General features: G+C 51.3%; 14 protein-coding genes. 8 read left to right on the forward strand and 6 right to left on the reverse strand.

All coding sequences use genetic code 11. From position 1 onward, the window contains the following. Window positions 1–18: 18 nt before the first annotated feature. Both HK25_RS08430 and HK25_RS08435 read left to right on the forward strand, forming a co-directional pair. Window positions 19–2,091: a heparinase II/III family protein gene (locus HK25_RS08430; protein ID WP_086635914.1), complete on the forward strand. Its 2,073-nt coding sequence runs from the start codon at window positions 19–21 to the stop codon at window positions 2,089–2,091. 3 nt (window positions 2,092–2,094) lie between these two features. Then, entirely contained in the window at window positions 2,095–3,210 is a 1,116-nt protein-coding gene (locus tag HK25_RS08435; protein WP_086635915.1) for a glycosyltransferase family 4 protein, read from the forward strand. A 13-nt stretch (window positions 3,211–3,223) separates the two neighbouring features. Here the strand turns inward: HK25_RS08435 and HK25_RS08440 are convergent, their stop codons facing one another. From HK25_RS08440 to HK25_RS08460, 5 genes are all read right to left on the reverse strand, one after another. Then, a complete protein-coding gene (locus HK25_RS08440; RefSeq protein ID WP_233127753.1) occupies window positions 3,224–3,760 on the reverse strand; it encodes a hypothetical protein in 537 nt (178 codons plus the stop codon). Between the two features lie 179 nt (window positions 3,761–3,939). Then, window positions 3,940–4,617 (reverse strand): DNA polymerase III subunit epsilon, encoded by a 678-nt coding sequence (dnaQ, locus tag HK25_RS08445; RefSeq protein WP_086635916.1) that lies wholly within the window; start codon window positions 4,615–4,617, stop codon window positions 3,940–3,942. Then, entirely contained in the window at window positions 4,614–5,201 is a 588-nt protein-coding gene (gene coaE, locus HK25_RS08450; RefSeq protein ID WP_086635917.1) for a dephospho-CoA kinase, read from the reverse strand. The genes dnaQ and coaE overlap by 4 nt, the downstream gene beginning before the upstream one ends. A gap of 21 nt (window positions 5,202–5,222) precedes the next feature. Next, window positions 5,223–6,086: a shikimate dehydrogenase gene (locus HK25_RS08455; RefSeq protein ID WP_086635918.1), complete on the reverse strand. Its 864-nt coding sequence runs from the start codon at window positions 6,084–6,086 to the stop codon at window positions 5,223–5,225. After that, entirely contained in the window at window positions 6,086–6,889 is an 804-nt protein-coding gene (locus tag HK25_RS08460) for an N-formylglutamate amidohydrolase (RefSeq protein WP_086635919.1), read from the reverse strand. The genes HK25_RS08455 and HK25_RS08460 overlap by 1 nt, the downstream gene beginning before the upstream one ends. 241 nt (window positions 6,890–7,130) lie before the next feature. Between HK25_RS08460 and HK25_RS08465 the strand changes: the two genes are divergently transcribed. The 6 genes from HK25_RS08465 to HK25_RS08485 all read left to right on the forward strand — a co-directional run bounded on the left by HK25_RS08465 (window position 7,131) and on the right by HK25_RS08485 (window position 14,825). Beyond that, window positions 7,131–7,913 carry a GTPase family protein gene (locus HK25_RS08465; RefSeq protein WP_086635920.1) on the forward strand — a complete coding sequence of 261 codons (783 nt, stop codon included), beginning with the start codon at window positions 7,131–7,133 and terminating at the stop codon, window positions 7,911–7,913. A 310-nt stretch (window positions 7,914–8,223) separates the two neighbouring features. Beyond that, a complete protein-coding gene (argH, locus tag HK25_RS08470; protein WP_086635921.1) occupies window positions 8,224–9,660 on the forward strand; it encodes an argininosuccinate lyase in 1,437 nt (478 codons plus the stop codon). Further along, complete coding sequence (gene lptM, locus HK25_RS13600; RefSeq protein WP_408736137.1) at window positions 9,657–9,797, forward strand: LPS translocon maturation chaperone LptM; 141 nt, start codon at window positions 9,657–9,659, stop codon at window positions 9,795–9,797. The genes argH and lptM overlap by 4 nt, the downstream gene beginning before the upstream one ends. An 82-nt stretch (window positions 9,798–9,879) precedes the next feature. Beyond that, entirely contained in the window at window positions 9,880–11,214 is a 1,335-nt protein-coding gene (gene lysA / locus HK25_RS08475) for a diaminopimelate decarboxylase (protein WP_086635922.1), read from the forward strand. After that, a complete protein-coding gene (locus HK25_RS08480) occupies window positions 11,214–13,979 on the forward strand; it encodes a DUF4175 domain-containing protein (RefSeq protein ID WP_086635923.1) in 2,766 nt (921 codons plus the stop codon). Before lysA ends, HK25_RS08480 begins: the two co-directional genes overlap by 1 nt. A 57-nt stretch (window positions 13,980–14,036) precedes the next feature. Next, window positions 14,037–14,825 carry a serine protease gene (locus tag HK25_RS08485; protein ID WP_233127754.1) on the forward strand — a complete coding sequence of 263 codons (789 nt, stop codon included), beginning with the start codon at window positions 14,037–14,039 and terminating at the stop codon, window positions 14,823–14,825. On the opposite strand, the gene HK25_RS08490 is transcribed toward HK25_RS08485, so the two are convergent. Continuing rightward, window positions 14,816–15,178: potassium channel family protein (locus HK25_RS08490; protein WP_143295981.1), on the reverse strand; the 363-nt coding region annotated here is incomplete at its 5' end. The two genes, HK25_RS08485 and HK25_RS08490, sit on opposite strands and share 10 nt — an antisense overlap.

Below are 15,178 nucleotides of genomic sequence, written 5' to 3' on the forward strand. Positions count from 1 at the left end.
CGGAGCATATTTCCTCAGATGCCACTGCGCCGCTGGACCCGCGATACCCGCCTTGCTTTTGCCATGCGCAATCCGGTCAGGTGGAGAAAGCCAATGCCGGAGTCCCCGACTCAGACCCTGCGCGACCCATGGCCGGGAAACCCCGCTACAGGCGAGCGTCTGGTCCATAACCAGACATATTTTGAGGGAGTAACCCGTAAGCTTCACTATGGCGTCTGGGATGATTCCTCATGGCCCGAGACCTACCGCAGGTGGCTTCAGAGCTTTGAATGGCTGCGTGACCTGCGTGAACTGGGGGCCGAGTCAGCCCGTATCAAAGCGCGCAGCCTGGTCTCATCATGGATCCATATTCCTGCTGCTGAGCGCCAGGTTTCAGACCCGTCAGTTACCGGCACCCGCCTGACAGCCTGGCTTTCATATTACGATTTTTTTGCAGCGACTGCTGATGAACCTTTCCGTGAGGCTCTTATCAAAGCCCTGATTATGGAAGGGCGTTCTGTTATCGCTCTGATGCCCGAATATGCCAAAGGATGGCATGCACTCACAGCTATGAAAGGGTTACTGGGTGTTGCTATCGCTCTGCCTCAGTTTAAAGAGTTTCTCGCATGTTATCTGAAGCTAAGCCCACATCTTATTACACAACAATTTCTGGCTGATGGCACTCATATTACGCGCAACCCTGACCATCAGCTCAAAGCTATCAAAGAAATAGCTGAAATTCTGAGCTTTCATCAGACGGCGCGCCTGTCTATCCCCCCCAATCTGACCGCCATGACAGAACGTGCCGTCGCAGCCCTGCGCACTATGCGCCATAATGACGGCGGCCTCATGCTTTTTAATGGTAGTTCAGAGCATGATTCTGCGACAATTGAGCATATTCTGAACCGTGCCTCACGCTCACGTATTATGGCGTCAAGCCTGGCTGATGGCGGCTATACCCGCATGGCAAGTGGCCGTGCTTTGCTGATTGCTGATACTGCGACCTGCGCTCCTTCAGGCCATGACAAAACAGCCCATGCCGGTATGCTGTCATTCGAATTTGCATCAGGCCGCAGTCGTATCATCGTCAATTGTGGCTCCAGCACACAGCCCGGGTGGAATAAAGCGCTGCGACAGGCTGCTGCCCACTCTGTTCTTGAATTTCCGGATATCTCACCTGTCGATATCCAAAAAGATGGCAGCATTGCCCATCGCCCTAAGATTACAGCAGCCCAGGCCAGCCAGAGTGGAGCCAGCTGGCTCCACATGACGCATGATGGTTTTGAATCCCGGGGTGGTGGCATTTTTACACGCCTGCTTTATCTCAGCGCTGATGGTCAGAGTCTGCGCGGAGAAGACTCTCTGCCTGGCGGCACCCGGACTGATTTCTGCGTGCGCTTTCATCTGCACCCCAATGTTACAGTTGAAAAAACCAGTCATGGACTCCTGTTACACACAGATGAAGAAAGCTGGCTGTTTCAGTCTGATGCTCTGGCAACAGTGGAAGAAAGCGTCTACCTTGGCACGTCACAACGACAGCCGACCCTCCAGATTGTACTGACTCCTTCTGTTCCTGAAAAAACACAGCCAGAAGAAAAAACAGAAGCTGTAGAAAACAGAGAAATACTTGTCTCTGACAATACAGATCTGGCTCTTACGGAATCTGACGATACGGTCCCTGCCTTCCTGAATATGGCTCCGGTCAGTCCCGCTCCACAGGTTGCAGCAGAACAACAGGTCAGTATTCCTGAGCAGGAAGCACTTCTCTCCTTCACAGAAAACTCAGCGCCTGAAACCGGGGAAGAGGATGATTACGCACCAATTCCGCGTGATCCACCCCCGGCAGACAGCATCCCGACACTGTTCGAAGGCGTTACACGCCTGCAGTACGACCATACCCGCGCACGCAACCATGCCGCAGCCTCTCAGACCACGCTCAGCCGGGCAGAGGCCACTGCTGCACTCCATGCTCGTCGATTAGAAAAAGAAAGACAGATTACCCCTCAGGACACACCTTTGTCGGCTGAGTTCCTGGCCCGCCGGGGCCAGCAGACACAGCCTGTGCCGTGCCCCCCCATAAAATGGGCTCTCACACTGGTGAGTGAGCCGTAGCAGATGAAAATTCTTGAAGTCACAAATGTTGATTTCGCTCTGAACCACTTTCTCCTGCCATTAATGAGACGCTTAAGAGAAGAAGGGCATGAGGTGGTCGGTGTGTGTGCCGATGGGCCTCTGCTCGACAGACCTCGCGCTGAAGGCTTTCGGATTGAAACACTCCCCTTTGTCCGCTCTTTTTCTCTGCCCGGGCAACTCAAAGCTTTCTGGAGCCTCATTCGCCTCATAAAACGCGAAAAACCCGATATGGTACATGCTCATATGCCCATTAGTGGCATACTTGCGCGACTGGCTGCTGCCATATGCCGTGTTCCTGTCATCGCCTATACATGTCATGGCTTTCTCTTTAATCAGCCAGGGTCAAAAGTACGCCGCATGCTGGCGGTTATGCTTGAAAAATTATGCGGACATCTGACAGATATCTATCTGACAGTATCCTCAGAAGAAGCAGAAGATGTCCGACAACTGCGAATCCATCCGCAGCCACACGCTGTTGGAAACGGGCGGGACAGCAGCGTTTTCAGGCCAGACCCTGAAGCAAGACAACGCATACGTGACAGTTTAATGACAACGGAAAGCACACCGGTTATCATCGCAGTGTCACGCCTGGTACGCCACAAAGGTTACCCCGAGCTGCTGGCAGCTATGGCCTCTGTACCGGATGCAGAGCTCTGGATAGTTGGAGAGCGCCTCCCCTCAGATCACGGTGCTGATTTAGAGGCAAACTTTGAACAGGCACGCAATATTCTGGGAAGCAGGCTGAAATGTCTGGGATACCGCACTGACATTCCCGCTCTTCTGGCTGCAGCGGATATTTTCACACTACCCAGCCATTTTGAAGGCCTGCCAATGTCGGTTATTGAAGCTATGATGACCGGGCTGCCTGTTGTCAGCACAGACATCAGCGGCCCCCGTGAACAGGTTATTCAGAATGTTACTGGTCTTCTTGTTCCGCCAGGCACCGCAGAACCCCTGGCGAAGGCTCTGAAAACACTCTCAGAAAACAGCACGCTGCGTCATCAGATGGGACAGGCCGGCCGACACAGAGCACTGGAATATTTTGAAGAAAAAAATATCATCAGCCACACTGTCAGACTACTGCTCTCAGGAGCCTGACTATAGTGTATTATTACTGCGCAGCAGAGGCCGGCTGAGATTTATCTGTAACCGCGGCTGGTGGCGAAGCGGGTTTCTTATCACCCTCCTGCAGAGCAGGCTGTTTAAGTAATCTGACTGTAAAACGTGAAGGAGACGCCGCCAGACGCGCACCGCTGCGCGCAATATAATCGAGGCGTATTCTGACCCCGTTATCATTTTCCATCAGAAGACCGCTCACCCCGCGCCCCAGGGTTGCCTCTCCGCTCAGAGCCCAGAAGGTGCCGGCAAAATCTTCAATGCGCTGAAGGTTATATACCTGCCCGACACTCTGGCCACTCGAGTAACCAACTGCCGCGGCAGAGGCTCCCTTAATACTAAAGGGGTAAGAACGGCCACCATAATTGAGAACACCCCCACCCCAGGTGTACCCTACGCCAAGATCAGCTGATTTTGTATGAAATGTCACTTCACCCGTTTTAGGGCCAAGAGGTGACTGCGCACACGCAGAAAGAGACCATAAAGCGCAGCAAACTGCAGCAGAAAAAACATGAACAGATGCAACACGCATCAAATGGCTCCTTATATGAAAACCAGCCTGTCCATCGTTCCTGGATCACAGAACAGATTCAGACTATCCGCATTTTAACATGCGCCAACAAAAGAAAAAACTGAACTATTCCAGAGAAAGAGATAATTTATAAAAAAAAGAAAAAAACTTTTTGATTTGAAACCAATAGAATGTTGTTTTTATCTGCTCCACAAAGGATTGTCCAGCTTTTCAAGAAAGGCGTGATGTGCTGTCAGCTCCTGTTCTGACGGCACAATCCTGATCACCCGACGATGAGCAGGTCCGCTGTAGACTGCACCAGCCAGCTGCTGCTCGTCATCTGCTGTGAGCCCCAGACCACGCTGCCGCCCTCCCATAAGCTCAACATAAACATCTGCCAGAAGTTTACAGTCGAGCAGAGCGTTATGTGTTGTTCTGGCAGACAGATCGACCCCAAAACGACGACACAGAGCATCAAGACTATTGGGCATGCCGGGAAAACGCTCACGGGCCATATCAAGCGTATCGACCATACGGCTCATATCAAGTGTCGGGTACCCTGCCTTTTTCAGCTCTGCATTCATAAACTTAAAGTCAAAGCGGGCATTATGCGCGATGAGCGAAGAATCCTTTACGAACTCAATAAAGCCCTCAGCAACAGCTGCAAATTTTGGCTTTCCGGCAAGGTCTGCCGCTGTAAAACCATGCACCCGGGTTGCTTCCTCGGGCACATCACGCTCAGGGTCAATCAGCACATGAAACGCTTCGCCCGTAGGCATATCATCAATCAGCTCAAGAGCGGCAATCTCAATAACCCGGTCGCCTTTTTCGGGGTCAAATCCTGTTGTTTCTGTATCAAACAGAACTGAGCGCTTCATTGTTTCATCATCCTGATTAACGACTGTACCTGCTGTATAGTCTGCCGCACTGTACCTCCCGTTCTGATAACACGATCAGCACGTCGCCTTTTTTGCCGGTCTGGCATTTGCCTGGCAATGAGCCTGCGGGCCTCAGCTTTAGTTATACTGCGCCGCAGAGCAACTCGCCCGGCCTGAATGCGTGCAGGGGCAGAGACAACGACAATATAATCACATAATCTCCAGGCACCGGCTTCAAACAGGAGTGGAATATCTAACACCACCCAGCGGGCTCCCTGCTGCCTGTGCCTGCGCAAAAATTGCGTACGCTCAGCCCATACCATCGGATGAATTATCTTCTCAAGCTGCCGGAGAAGAGCAGGCTGCTGCACAACAGCGCGCCTTAATGCCCCCCGGTCTAGGTGACCATCACTCACCGTTTCAGGCACCAGCTGCGCGATAAATGGTAATGCCTTACCATGGTCAGCCTGCAGGGCGCGTACCGTCGCATCAGCATCAAACACGGGAAAACCTGCACGGGACAGAAAAGCTGCCACCGTAGTTTTTCCCATCCCCATACCACCGGTCAGACCAAGAACGCGCATCGGAACCCTGTATTTTTCCTGCTACAAACTCTGACGCACAAAAGCTTCAAGCTGTTCATCGACCTGCGGGTCCTGACCAAACCACTCACGAAAACCAAGCCGCGCCTGATGAAGGAGCATACCCAGCCCGCCTGCAGTTTTCAGTCCCTGTTTTTGCGCCTGTGCCAGCAAAGGTGTCAGCAAAGGAACATAAACAATATCGGCAACAATCAGAGACGATGATGCCTGAGCCAGAGAGGGACAGAATAACGGGTCAGGCCCACCCTCCATACCAAGAGAGGTGGTGTTAACCAGCAGGTCATATGCTCCAAGCCTGCTCTCCCATTCATCCCATGCCACCCTTTCAAGCCCCGGAAGAGCCTGAGCCAGAGCTTCTGAGCGGGCCTCTGTGCGGTTTGTTACTGCGACATGCAAACCTGCATCCTGCAAAGCTGCTGCAACAGAGCGTGCAGCTCCTCCAGCCCCCAGCAGCAGAGCTTTTCCCTGCGGCGCATGACCCGCGGCTTTCATACTGGCAACGAAACCGCTGCCATCTGTTGACACCCCTCTGATACGCCCGTTCTTTTCAAAAATCAGCGTATTGACCGCCCCTGCACGTTTTGCCGAGTGATCAAGCTCATCCACCAGGGCGTAAGCTGCTTCTTTATGGGGGATAGTAACATTGGCTCCTTTGAATCCGGCGGCCTGAAGCCCCCTCACAGCTAATTCAAACTGACCAGGCTGAACAGGCAGCGGTACATAAGCACCATCAATACCATAACGGCGCAGCCAGTAATTATGCAGCAAAGGAGAGCGTGAATGCTCAACAGGCCAGCCAATGACACCGGCTATACGGCCATGACCTGTAAGGATAGCTACGGGAATATCTGTTTTAACGCTGGACATTATGAAACCTGTTCGCGTGCAGAGGCTGTTTCGCCCCCGTATTTCTGGCAAAAGATGCTCCATGCCTGCGGCAGCAGACGGGCCAGGCGCTGTGCCCATTCGAGCTGCCCCTGCGGACTGGTGATCAGATCCTGGCGAATTTCAAGCTCGATATAAGGCAGGCTACGCTGCTCACCATGTTTTGGCACAGTATAGTCAGAGGTATCTGTCAGAGCATAAGGCTCATTATCCCCTACAGTCAGTCCCTCTTCACGCAAAAGCGCGATCATAATATGTGCCAGACGTGAATCGTGATTATGCAGCAAACCAGCATGCCAGGGCCGCTTTACGCCATTCATTTCAGGGGTGAAGCTATGCAGGGCAACAATAACTGAAGGCAGAGCTGCGGCCTGACGTGCATCCAGCTCGCGGGTAATACGATCATGATAAGGATGCAGGATAGTCTCTTCACGCTCTTTGCGCTGCACGGGCGATAAATTCTGGTTCCCTGGCACCAGCGTACCATCACTAACTGTAACAACAGAAGTACGATGTCCGGGAGCACGATTACAGTCGATCACCAGGCGAGAGCACGCCTGTTCTATCAGCACGCACTCTAACAAGCCTGATAAAATACGGCCGACACCATCAATGCCAATATCCCACCCGATATGCCGCGCACGCTCTGCCGCACTCAGCCCCAGATCCTGCAGGTGAGACGGAATTACCTGTCCGGCATGGTCACTAAGCAGAACAAACGGTGCCCCCCCTCTTTTACCAGAGACAGCAACCCATTTGCTCTCAGCCTCTGCCGCTTTTGTCATCACCCCATACCCTCTCTGGCTGCTGTCGTGTTCTGCCAGACACTATAATGGACAAATGCAGAGAGAGCACCCTTATGCCAGGAAAAACTTTCATGACATTTGCACTGTCATTAGCATGAAAAGTGAAGAATATTACGATTAATTAAACAACCCGCGTAATTCATCCTTATTTTAACTATCAATTTGAAATATCAGATAATATAAAATATTTTTACATTATTTTATTGCAGAAAGAAACAATATGACTCAGGAGCGTGTAAATAAAGCGATTGATTTTTTAAAGGAAGCGACAGCTTATTTAAAAAATCACCCTGAAGAATTCAAAAGCAATAAAGATTCATTATCAGGAAAAAAATACAACGATATCGAAAGTAAAATCAAAGATTTTGTAAATTTAAAACTGTCTGAATCTATAAAATACAAACCAAAAATAGGCGTCTTCGGAAAGACCGGTGCAGGAAAATCATCTCTCTGTAATACTATTTTTGGCAAAAAAATATCTGAAGTATCTGATATTAAAGCCTGCACCCGGACACTTAATGAAATACCAGTCGGCAACATGACTCTGGTCGATGCGCCTGGCATTGGTGAAACCATAGAGAGACATATAGAATACAGGAATCTCTATAAAGAATTCGCTCAGCAATGTGACCTTATTTTGTGGGTTATGAAAGCTGACGACCGTGCTTATGCCGAAGCTCAGGATATATATAAAAATGATCTGAAGTCTGGGTGTCCGGTATTTATTGTTTTATCTCAGGTAGATAAAATAGCTCCCCATCGGGAGTGGAACTGGGACACATTTGAGCCCGGACCTAATCAGATTAAAAATATTGAAGAAAAAATTAACGAGGTCAAAGATGCCTTTCGCATTGATCCCTCGCACATATCGTATGTCTCGATCGATACCGAGGCGTCGGAAACAGATATCAATTTTAATCTGGAAACGTTACTTGAAAGAATAATATCTACTATACCCAACAAAAAAAAGCATCCATCTACAGAGAGACAAAAAAAGAAATAAGGACTGAAAAAATAGAAAAAAAAGTAGAAAAAGGATTTATAGAATACGCTCTCGATACAGCTGAAGAGTTTGCCTACAGGTATTTTCCTGTTCTTAAAACGCCTTTTTTTAAAGAACCAATTCGCAAAATGAAAGAATATATAGCAAACGGAGCGAAATCTCTTTTTAAATCGATTTTTGGTTAAACGGACGATACATCTTCGCATCAAATTTTCAGGCATTTACATCTGCGGGAATTTGCACCACAGCCTCTGCATCAGTAAACTACATGTCCGATCAGGACTTCAGGGATACAGGCAGGGGCTGGATAATGTCTGCGGACAAGACAAACAACACAAACACCTCATCACAGGCAAACACCAACGCACAATGGGGCGGGCGGTTTGCTGGTGGTCCATCAGACATTATGCAGGCGATTAATGCCTCTGTCAGTTTTGATAAGGCCTTATGGAAACAGGATATTGAAGGCTCGCTCGCTCATGCGGCCATGCTGGCTCACACCGGCATTATCACCCGTGAGGATGAAGCTGCCATTCGTGATGGCCTGGCTGCCATTCGCGGTGATATTGAAGCGCAGCGCTTTGATTTCTCTGAAGCACTGGAAGATATTCATATGAATATTGAAGTGCGCCTGTCTGAACGTATTGGCGAAGCAGGTAAACGCCTGCACACAGCCCGCTCACGCAATGATCAGGTGGCTACGGACTTCCGCCTTTGGGTGCGCGATGCCATTGACGGCCTCGACCAGCAGGTCGCCTCGCTCATGCGTGCACTGGCAACCCGCGCTGAAGCACATGCCGCTGACCCCATGCCCGGCTTTACGCATCTGCAAACTGCACAGCCCGTTACCTTTGGCCACCATCTGATGGCCTATGTCGAAATGCTGGCCCGTGACCGGGGCCGCCTGAGTGACACACGCAAACGCCTCAACGAGTGTCCACTGGGTTCAGCGGCGCTGGCAGGAACATCCTTTCCGATTGACCGTCAGATGACAGCACGACTGCTTAAGTTTGACCGGCCTACAGCAAATTCACTCGACGCAGTCTCTGATCGCGACTTTGCTCTCGAGTATCTGTCTGCTCTCTCCATCATGGCAATGCATCTCTCACGCCTGGCCGAAGAAATCGTCATCTGGTGCTCGTCTCCCTTCTCATTCATTCGCCTTTCAGATGCTTTTACAACCGGCTCATCGATCATGCCGCAAAAACGTAACCCTGATGCCGCAGAGCTTATTCGCGCAAAAACCGGGCGGATGACTGGCAGTCTGGTAGGCCTGCTGACTGTGATGAAAGGTCTGCCGCTGGCTTATGCAAAAGACATGCAGGAAGATAAAGAACCTGTTTTTGCAGCAACTGACGCGGCTGTGCTGTCACTGGCTGCCTGCGATGGCATGATACGTGACATGACGGCCAATACAGAAAAAATGCGCGCACTTGCCGGCTCTGGCTTCTCAACCGCAACAGACATCGCCGACTGGCTGGTACGTGTACTTAAAGTACCTTTCCGCACAGCGCACCACATTACCGGCCGGCTGGTTGCCAGAGCGGAAGCAAAAAATATTGGCCTGTCAGAACTTTCTCTTGCTGAAATGCAGGAAGAAGAAGCCGGGATCACCGATAACATTTTCTCGGTTCTGACGGTTGAAGCCTCCATTGCCTCACGCACCAGCGAAGGCGGAACAGCAGCATCTAACGTCAGTCGTGAAGCAAAGAAATGGCTGGCTGCACTGAACAGAGTCTCCGCATGAAACGTCTCCTCTGCGGCTTAATAGCCGTGACTTTTCTGGCACTTCCACTTAGCGGGTGCGGTAAAAAAGGTTCACCGCATCCCCCGGGGCCGGCAAAAGATGTTATATACCCCCGCACCTATCCACCCAATGATTAACCAATAATGCGTAAAGACATGAGTATATGTTTTTCGCTCTCTGTGATTATATAAATTAAATTTAAGGTTTTAAGACATCTCAATGGCCGACTCTCTTTCTCACGCAGGCACATCACCCTCGGTAGCTGACCTTCTGGCTGCCCGCCCCAACCTGAAAATGGATGGTGTAAGCGGCCTTTTAATGGATGGTGTCTCACTCAGCACTATTGCTGGCAAAGTCGGCACTCCATGCTGGGTGCTTAGCGCAAACACACTGCGTACCCGTATGCAACGCCTGAGTGCAGCAATGCAGCAGATCGGCTCAGAGGTTTCTATTCACTATGCAGTCAAAGCAAATGACCATCTCGCGGTCCTGTCTCTCCTCCGTCAGGAGGGTGCAGGTGCAGACATCGTCAGCGGGGGTGAATTAACCCGCGCACTAAAAGCCGGCATAAAAGCAAGCAACATTGTTTTTTCAGGAGTTGGGAAAACTGATGCTGAGCTCGAGGCCGCTCTTGGCGCTGGTGTCGGCCAGATTAATGTTGAGAGTAAGGAGGAGCTGGAAATTCTGTCAGCTCTTGCCCAAAAAAACGGAAAAACAGCAACCATCACCCTGCGGGTTAACCCCGATGTTGATGCCAGGACGCATGCAAAAATTACGACCGGCCTGGCTGCAAATAAATTCGGCATTGCGTTTGAAGAAGCTCAGGCACTTTATGCTCATGCCCTGACACTCCCCGGGCTCGCCCCTGTCGGGTTTTCAACGCATATCGGCAGTCAGATTACTTCTGCAGCGCCCTACCGTGCAGCCTATGCACGTATGGCAACCCTCATTCAGTCAGCCCGCTCTGCCGGTCTTGATGTCTCTGTTATGGACTGTGGCGGTGGCCTGGGAATCTCTTACTGCACGGAAACAGAAGGGCAGCCTGAAGCCCTGGCCGGCGCCATTAAAGCCGAGCTTGGACACCTGAACCTCAAACTGGCCATTGAACCAGGCCGCTGGCTGGCCGGGCCCGCCGGCATATTGCTGTCGACAGTTATTTTGCGCAAAGAGCATGCCTCAGGTGTGCCATTCTGCATTATTGACGCTGCGATGAATGACCTTGCACGCCCCAGCATGTATGACGCCTGGCACGGCATTATACCCCTCAGCGCACATGAAGCTGCCGGCCCGGTTGCCCCGGCTCATGTTGTCGGGCCTGTATGTGAAAGCGGTGACACATTTACACGCGACCGCGACCTTCCCTCCTTACAGCGCGGCTCACGCGTAGCCATCCTTGATGCCGGTGCTTATGGTGCCGTCATGAGCTCAACTTATAACACCCGCCCTCTGGCTGCTGAGGTGATGATTGATAACGGAACCTGGCATATCATACGCGAAAGACAGCAGACTGAAGAGCTGTGGCGTCATGAAATTGTACCCTCAGCCCTGACCTGATGCCTATGACAGGAGAAACGCAACGCCTCTCACTCAATGCAAAACTTGTCGCAGTACGCAAGCGTGCTGCTCAGATTTTGCAAACGGAAGCATACTGGAGGGCTTTCCTGCCCACTCTGGGCCTGGTTGCGCTTTATATCCTGGCAGCCCTGCTGCGCCTGCCACACTACCTGCCTGACAGCGTAAGACTTATTTTATTAGCCGGATGGGCCATCCTCTGTGGCAGGCGGCTGTATACCGACCTTAAGCGTATCCCTCCGATATCTCCTCATGCTGCAGATCATCGCATTGAAGAGGTATCAGGCCTTAAAAATCGTCCTCTGACGACACTGACAGACAAACCCGCTGGTTTGCAGGATGTTCACACCACGGCTTTATGGCATGCACATAAAGCACGGACTCTCTCTGAAATCGTGACACTCAAAGCAGGCTTTCCACGCCTGTGGCCTCGCACTTTTTTCAGCCGGTTTGCCACTCTGAGCCTGATTGCCGCTCTGACCGGTGGCGTCGTGCTTGCCGGGTACTCCGCTCCCGGGCGCATACTTGCAGCTTTTGTCCCTGACTGGGATGATCCTGATACCCCCATGCCACATGTGGAAGCATGGATTACTCCCCCCTCCTATACCTCAGCCATGCCTGTTTTTCTGGGGAGTGCGGCATCGAACCCCAGCGTGCCACAAAACGCAAAACTTACAGCTATCGTCACAGGCACAGATACCGCTCCGGTTCTGAGAACCGGCTATAACCAGATTAAAAACTACAAAACCACACGCCTTGATTCACAGAGCTGGAAGCTGGAAGCTTCACTTGAACGCTCAGGTCTCATTCGCCTCAGAGGGCGTGGGCGTACACTTCGCCAGTGGGCAGTCACAATTGAACCAGACGGTGTTCCCTCTGCTGAATGGGGTCCTTCTCCCGGTGCTCAGAAAAATGACTGGCGTACACGCCTGCCCTTTCAGGCCGCTCATGCTTTTGGGCTCGACTCTCTGACCGCTGAGCTGCAACTTGCCCATCCTGGCCGTGGTACGCAGCGCACCCTGGCCGTTCCTCTCCCTCTGTCTGGGCATCCGAAATCTGTTAAAGGAGCGGTCTCACCTGACCTTTCCGAAGACCCATGGGCCGGAGAAACTGTAACAGGTCGCATTGTTGCGCATTCTGTCAGCGGGCAAAGCGGCGCCAGCAAACCTGTTACTTTCCGCCTTGGCACAAGAGTTTTTCACTCACCGGTAGCCCGTGCCGTTCTTGACCTGCGTAAACGTTATGCGCTCGGACAGGAAAACCGGGAAGATACTGCCAGCGACCTGGCCGTACTGGGAGATGCCCCCGGCCCGGTGCAAAACCATACCGGCATGCTGCTTAACCTTGCCGATATTGTTGCTATTCTGAACAACAGACACACAGACAATGAAACTGCACAAATCAGTGCTGTTAACCTGATGTGGGACCTGGCCCTTGATATAGAAGACAGACAAAAAGATAAAAATGAAGCTTCTGCACAGGCCTCACTGGATGTCAGGGCCGCACAGGCTGCCGTGGCTCAGCAGCTTGAGTATATGAACAAAACGGGACGTGGGGACAAAAACGCCCAGCAGGAGCTGAAAGAGCGGATGGCAACCCTCAATAATGCTCTGGCCCGTAAAATGCAGGCTCTGACAGAGCAGGCTATGCGGGATCATACGATCATCCCGGATATGCAAAATTTCTCGCAGGCTAATCAGAATGCCTTCTCAGGCCTGATGAAGCAGATGCAGAAAGACGCCATGAGTGGCAACCCTGAAGAAGCTATGAAGCGCCTGCAGCAGATGGAAGACGCTGCTGAACGCATGCGCAATGCCACACCAAAAGATATGGCTGCAATGGCGCAGCAAATGATTGCGCAGGCAAAAGCGAAAGAACAGGCCGCTGCCTTGCGTGACATGACCAGTAAACAGGCTGCTTTGCTTGACCATAGCCAGTCACGCATTGATGCTAATTCCGCTGAAGAAGCAGGCGATTCTGAAGATGAGGGGGCGAACGACAACTACCAGTCCATGCCAACCTCTGAACTTTTACGTCAACTCGGCCTGCCCGTCCCTCCTGATGCAGATAACAGCCCTGCGCCACAGACAAATAATAACAACCAGGCGAAACTGCCTGATCCGGCTAAAGCCGAAGCTCAGGCAGCAGCACGCCGTAATGACCGCGCCGTACAGCACGCCCTGCAACGCGCACTTGATGAATTACAAAATGAATTTAAGGACCTGACAGGTAAAACACCACCCGCTTTTGCTGAAGCAAAACAGAGTATGCAGAACGCGATGAAGGCTCTGGGGGATGGAGAGGACACTGTCACCGCCTCTGAACAACAGAAAACCCTTGATGCCCTGCGTAAAGGCCGCCAGCAAATGCAGCAAATCATGAAGGGTGACGGACGAAGTGCTCCCTCCAGCTTTCTGCCATCTTTTGGTATGGGCTCAGGCAAAGGCCAGGGAGACAACAATCAGAACGGAAAAGGTCAGTCCGGCAAGGGTGACGACGGCTCTTCTCCTGTCAGTGATGCAGACGGAAGCGATGGTTCGGACCCAAAACACAGTAAAAACGACCCGCTGGGACGCACAATGGGCAGCGGCAATGACCAGGGACACGATGAAAGCTCAGAAGTGCCTGATAGCGTTGCACGCCAGAGAGCCCGTGATATTGAACAGGAGCTGCGACGCAGAGATTCTGATCGTACCAGATCAAAACAGGAGCTGGACTATCTCGACCGCCTCTTAAAATCTTTTTAACGCATTTGAGGACTGTTCCTATAAGAGCAGTCGATGACATGACAGAAGGCCAGAGTGATGAAGAAGCGTAAATTTTTACCTTTGTTTCACATCATATTTCTGTCCTGTAGTCTTACTATTTCAGGTAAAACACTCTCAGAGGCTCGTGCCGATGGTCCTGATTTTCGCGATCATCTTGCTGGCGTCGGCAATAATGACCCCCGCCAGCGTGTTGATGTACGTCAGATGCCCTGGGCAGCGATAGGACGTGTTCAAACTGAACAGGGCAGCAGATGCACGGGTTTTCTGATTAGCCCGACTGTTGTTGAAACTGCAGCGCACTGCCTGTGGAATTCGGCGACACATCGCTTCGTGCCTTCTTCAATTGTTCATTTCCTTCTGGCCTATAGCGCCGGGCAATACGCAGCACACGCCCGGGTTAAAGAATATATCATCCCTCCGGGTTACACTCCCTTACAGGAAGAACAAAAAGCCGGGCTGGATAAAGCCACGCTGCTGCTCGACCATCCGATTGCCCGGCCTGAAACAATTTTTCACGTTGACGCCACCCAAAATGATATCAAAGCCGGGAACCCGGTTGTTCTTGGAGGGTATGAGCAGAACAAACCTGATGTCATTACAGCTGATGTAAACTGCCAGATTACCGGCATAAGCCGGGACCTGAGCGGGCACCCTCTTCTGGCTCATAACTGCGCAGGCACACACGGCAGCAGCGGCGCACCTTTACTGACAAACACCAGAGATGGCTGGCAGGTTCTGGGCATTCAGACTCTGGCGCATGGTAATGAGGCCGGCGGTTTTGCGGTGTCACTCCTTAAAGCGCCGGATACATCCTCTCAGCCCTGAGCAGATTGTTCTGTTTTTTGCTCCAGTTCTTCGGCCACTTCTTTTGCTGCCTGTTTTTTTACGGTGCTGACATAGTCACGCAGGTAAGAAGAACTCGCCGAGAATAAAACCACGGCGTAAAACATACTGATCAAAATCTGAAATAGCACACTCAGCTTGGCAATACCCGTCTCTGGGTAAACGTCACCATAGCCAATTGTCGTTGCTGTAACCACACTAAAAAAAATACCATCAATAATAGAAAGAGGACCACCCGTCGAAAATGAATGATTATCAACATGAGAAAGAAATATATAAAAAACAGAAAATATATAATTAAAAAATATATATGACAAAATCATAGAGATCAGAGC

This window comes from Acetobacter sp. DsW_059 (assembly GCF_002153695.1).
Taxonomy (GTDB): domain Bacteria; phylum Pseudomonadota; class Alphaproteobacteria; order Acetobacterales; family Acetobacteraceae; genus Acetobacter; species Acetobacter thailandicus.

Bases quoted from the DNA above. Each gene is read 5' to 3' on its own strand.
- HK25_RS08465 (WP_086635920.1), top strand. From the start codon at position 7,131: ATGACTCAGGAGCGTGTAAATAAAGCGATTGATTTTTTAAAGGAAGCG.
- HK25_RS08485 (WP_233127754.1), top strand. From the start codon at position 14,037: ATGAAGAAGCGTAAATTTTTACCTTTGTTTCACATCATATTTCTGTCC.
- HK25_RS08435 (WP_086635915.1), top strand. From the start codon at position 2,095: ATGAAAATTCTTGAAGTCACAAATGTTGATTTCGCTCTGAACCACTTT.
- dnaQ (WP_086635916.1), bottom strand. From the start codon at position 4,617: ATGAAGCGCTCAGTTCTGTTTGATACAGAAACAACAGGATTTGACCCC.
- HK25_RS08480 (WP_086635923.1), top strand. From the start codon at position 11,214: ATGCCTATGACAGGAGAAACGCAACGCCTCTCACTCAATGCAAAACTT.
- HK25_RS08430 (WP_086635914.1), top strand. From the start codon at position 19: ATGCCACTGCGCCGCTGGACCCGCGATACCCGCCTTGCTTTTGCCATG.
- argH (WP_086635921.1), top strand. From the start codon at position 8,224: ATGTCTGCGGACAAGACAAACAACACAAACACCTCATCACAGGCAAAC.
- HK25_RS08440 (WP_233127753.1), bottom strand. From the start codon at position 3,760: ATGCGTGTTGCATCTGTTCATGTTTTTTCTGCTGCAGTTTGCTGCGCT.
- HK25_RS08455 (WP_086635918.1), bottom strand. From the start codon at position 6,086: ATGTCCAGCGTTAAAACAGATATTCCCGTAGCTATCCTTACAGGTCAT.
- coaE (WP_086635917.1), bottom strand. From the start codon at position 5,201: ATGCGCGTTCTTGGTCTGACCGGTGGTATGGGGATGGGAAAAACTACG.
- lptM (WP_408736137.1), top strand. From the start codon at position 9,657: ATGAAACGTCTCCTCTGCGGCTTAATAGCCGTGACTTTTCTGGCACTT.
- lysA (WP_086635922.1), top strand. From the start codon at position 9,880: ATGGCCGACTCTCTTTCTCACGCAGGCACATCACCCTCGGTAGCTGAC.
- HK25_RS08460 (WP_086635919.1), bottom strand. From the start codon at position 6,889: ATGACAAAAGCGGCAGAGGCTGAGAGCAAATGGGTTGCTGTCTCTGGT.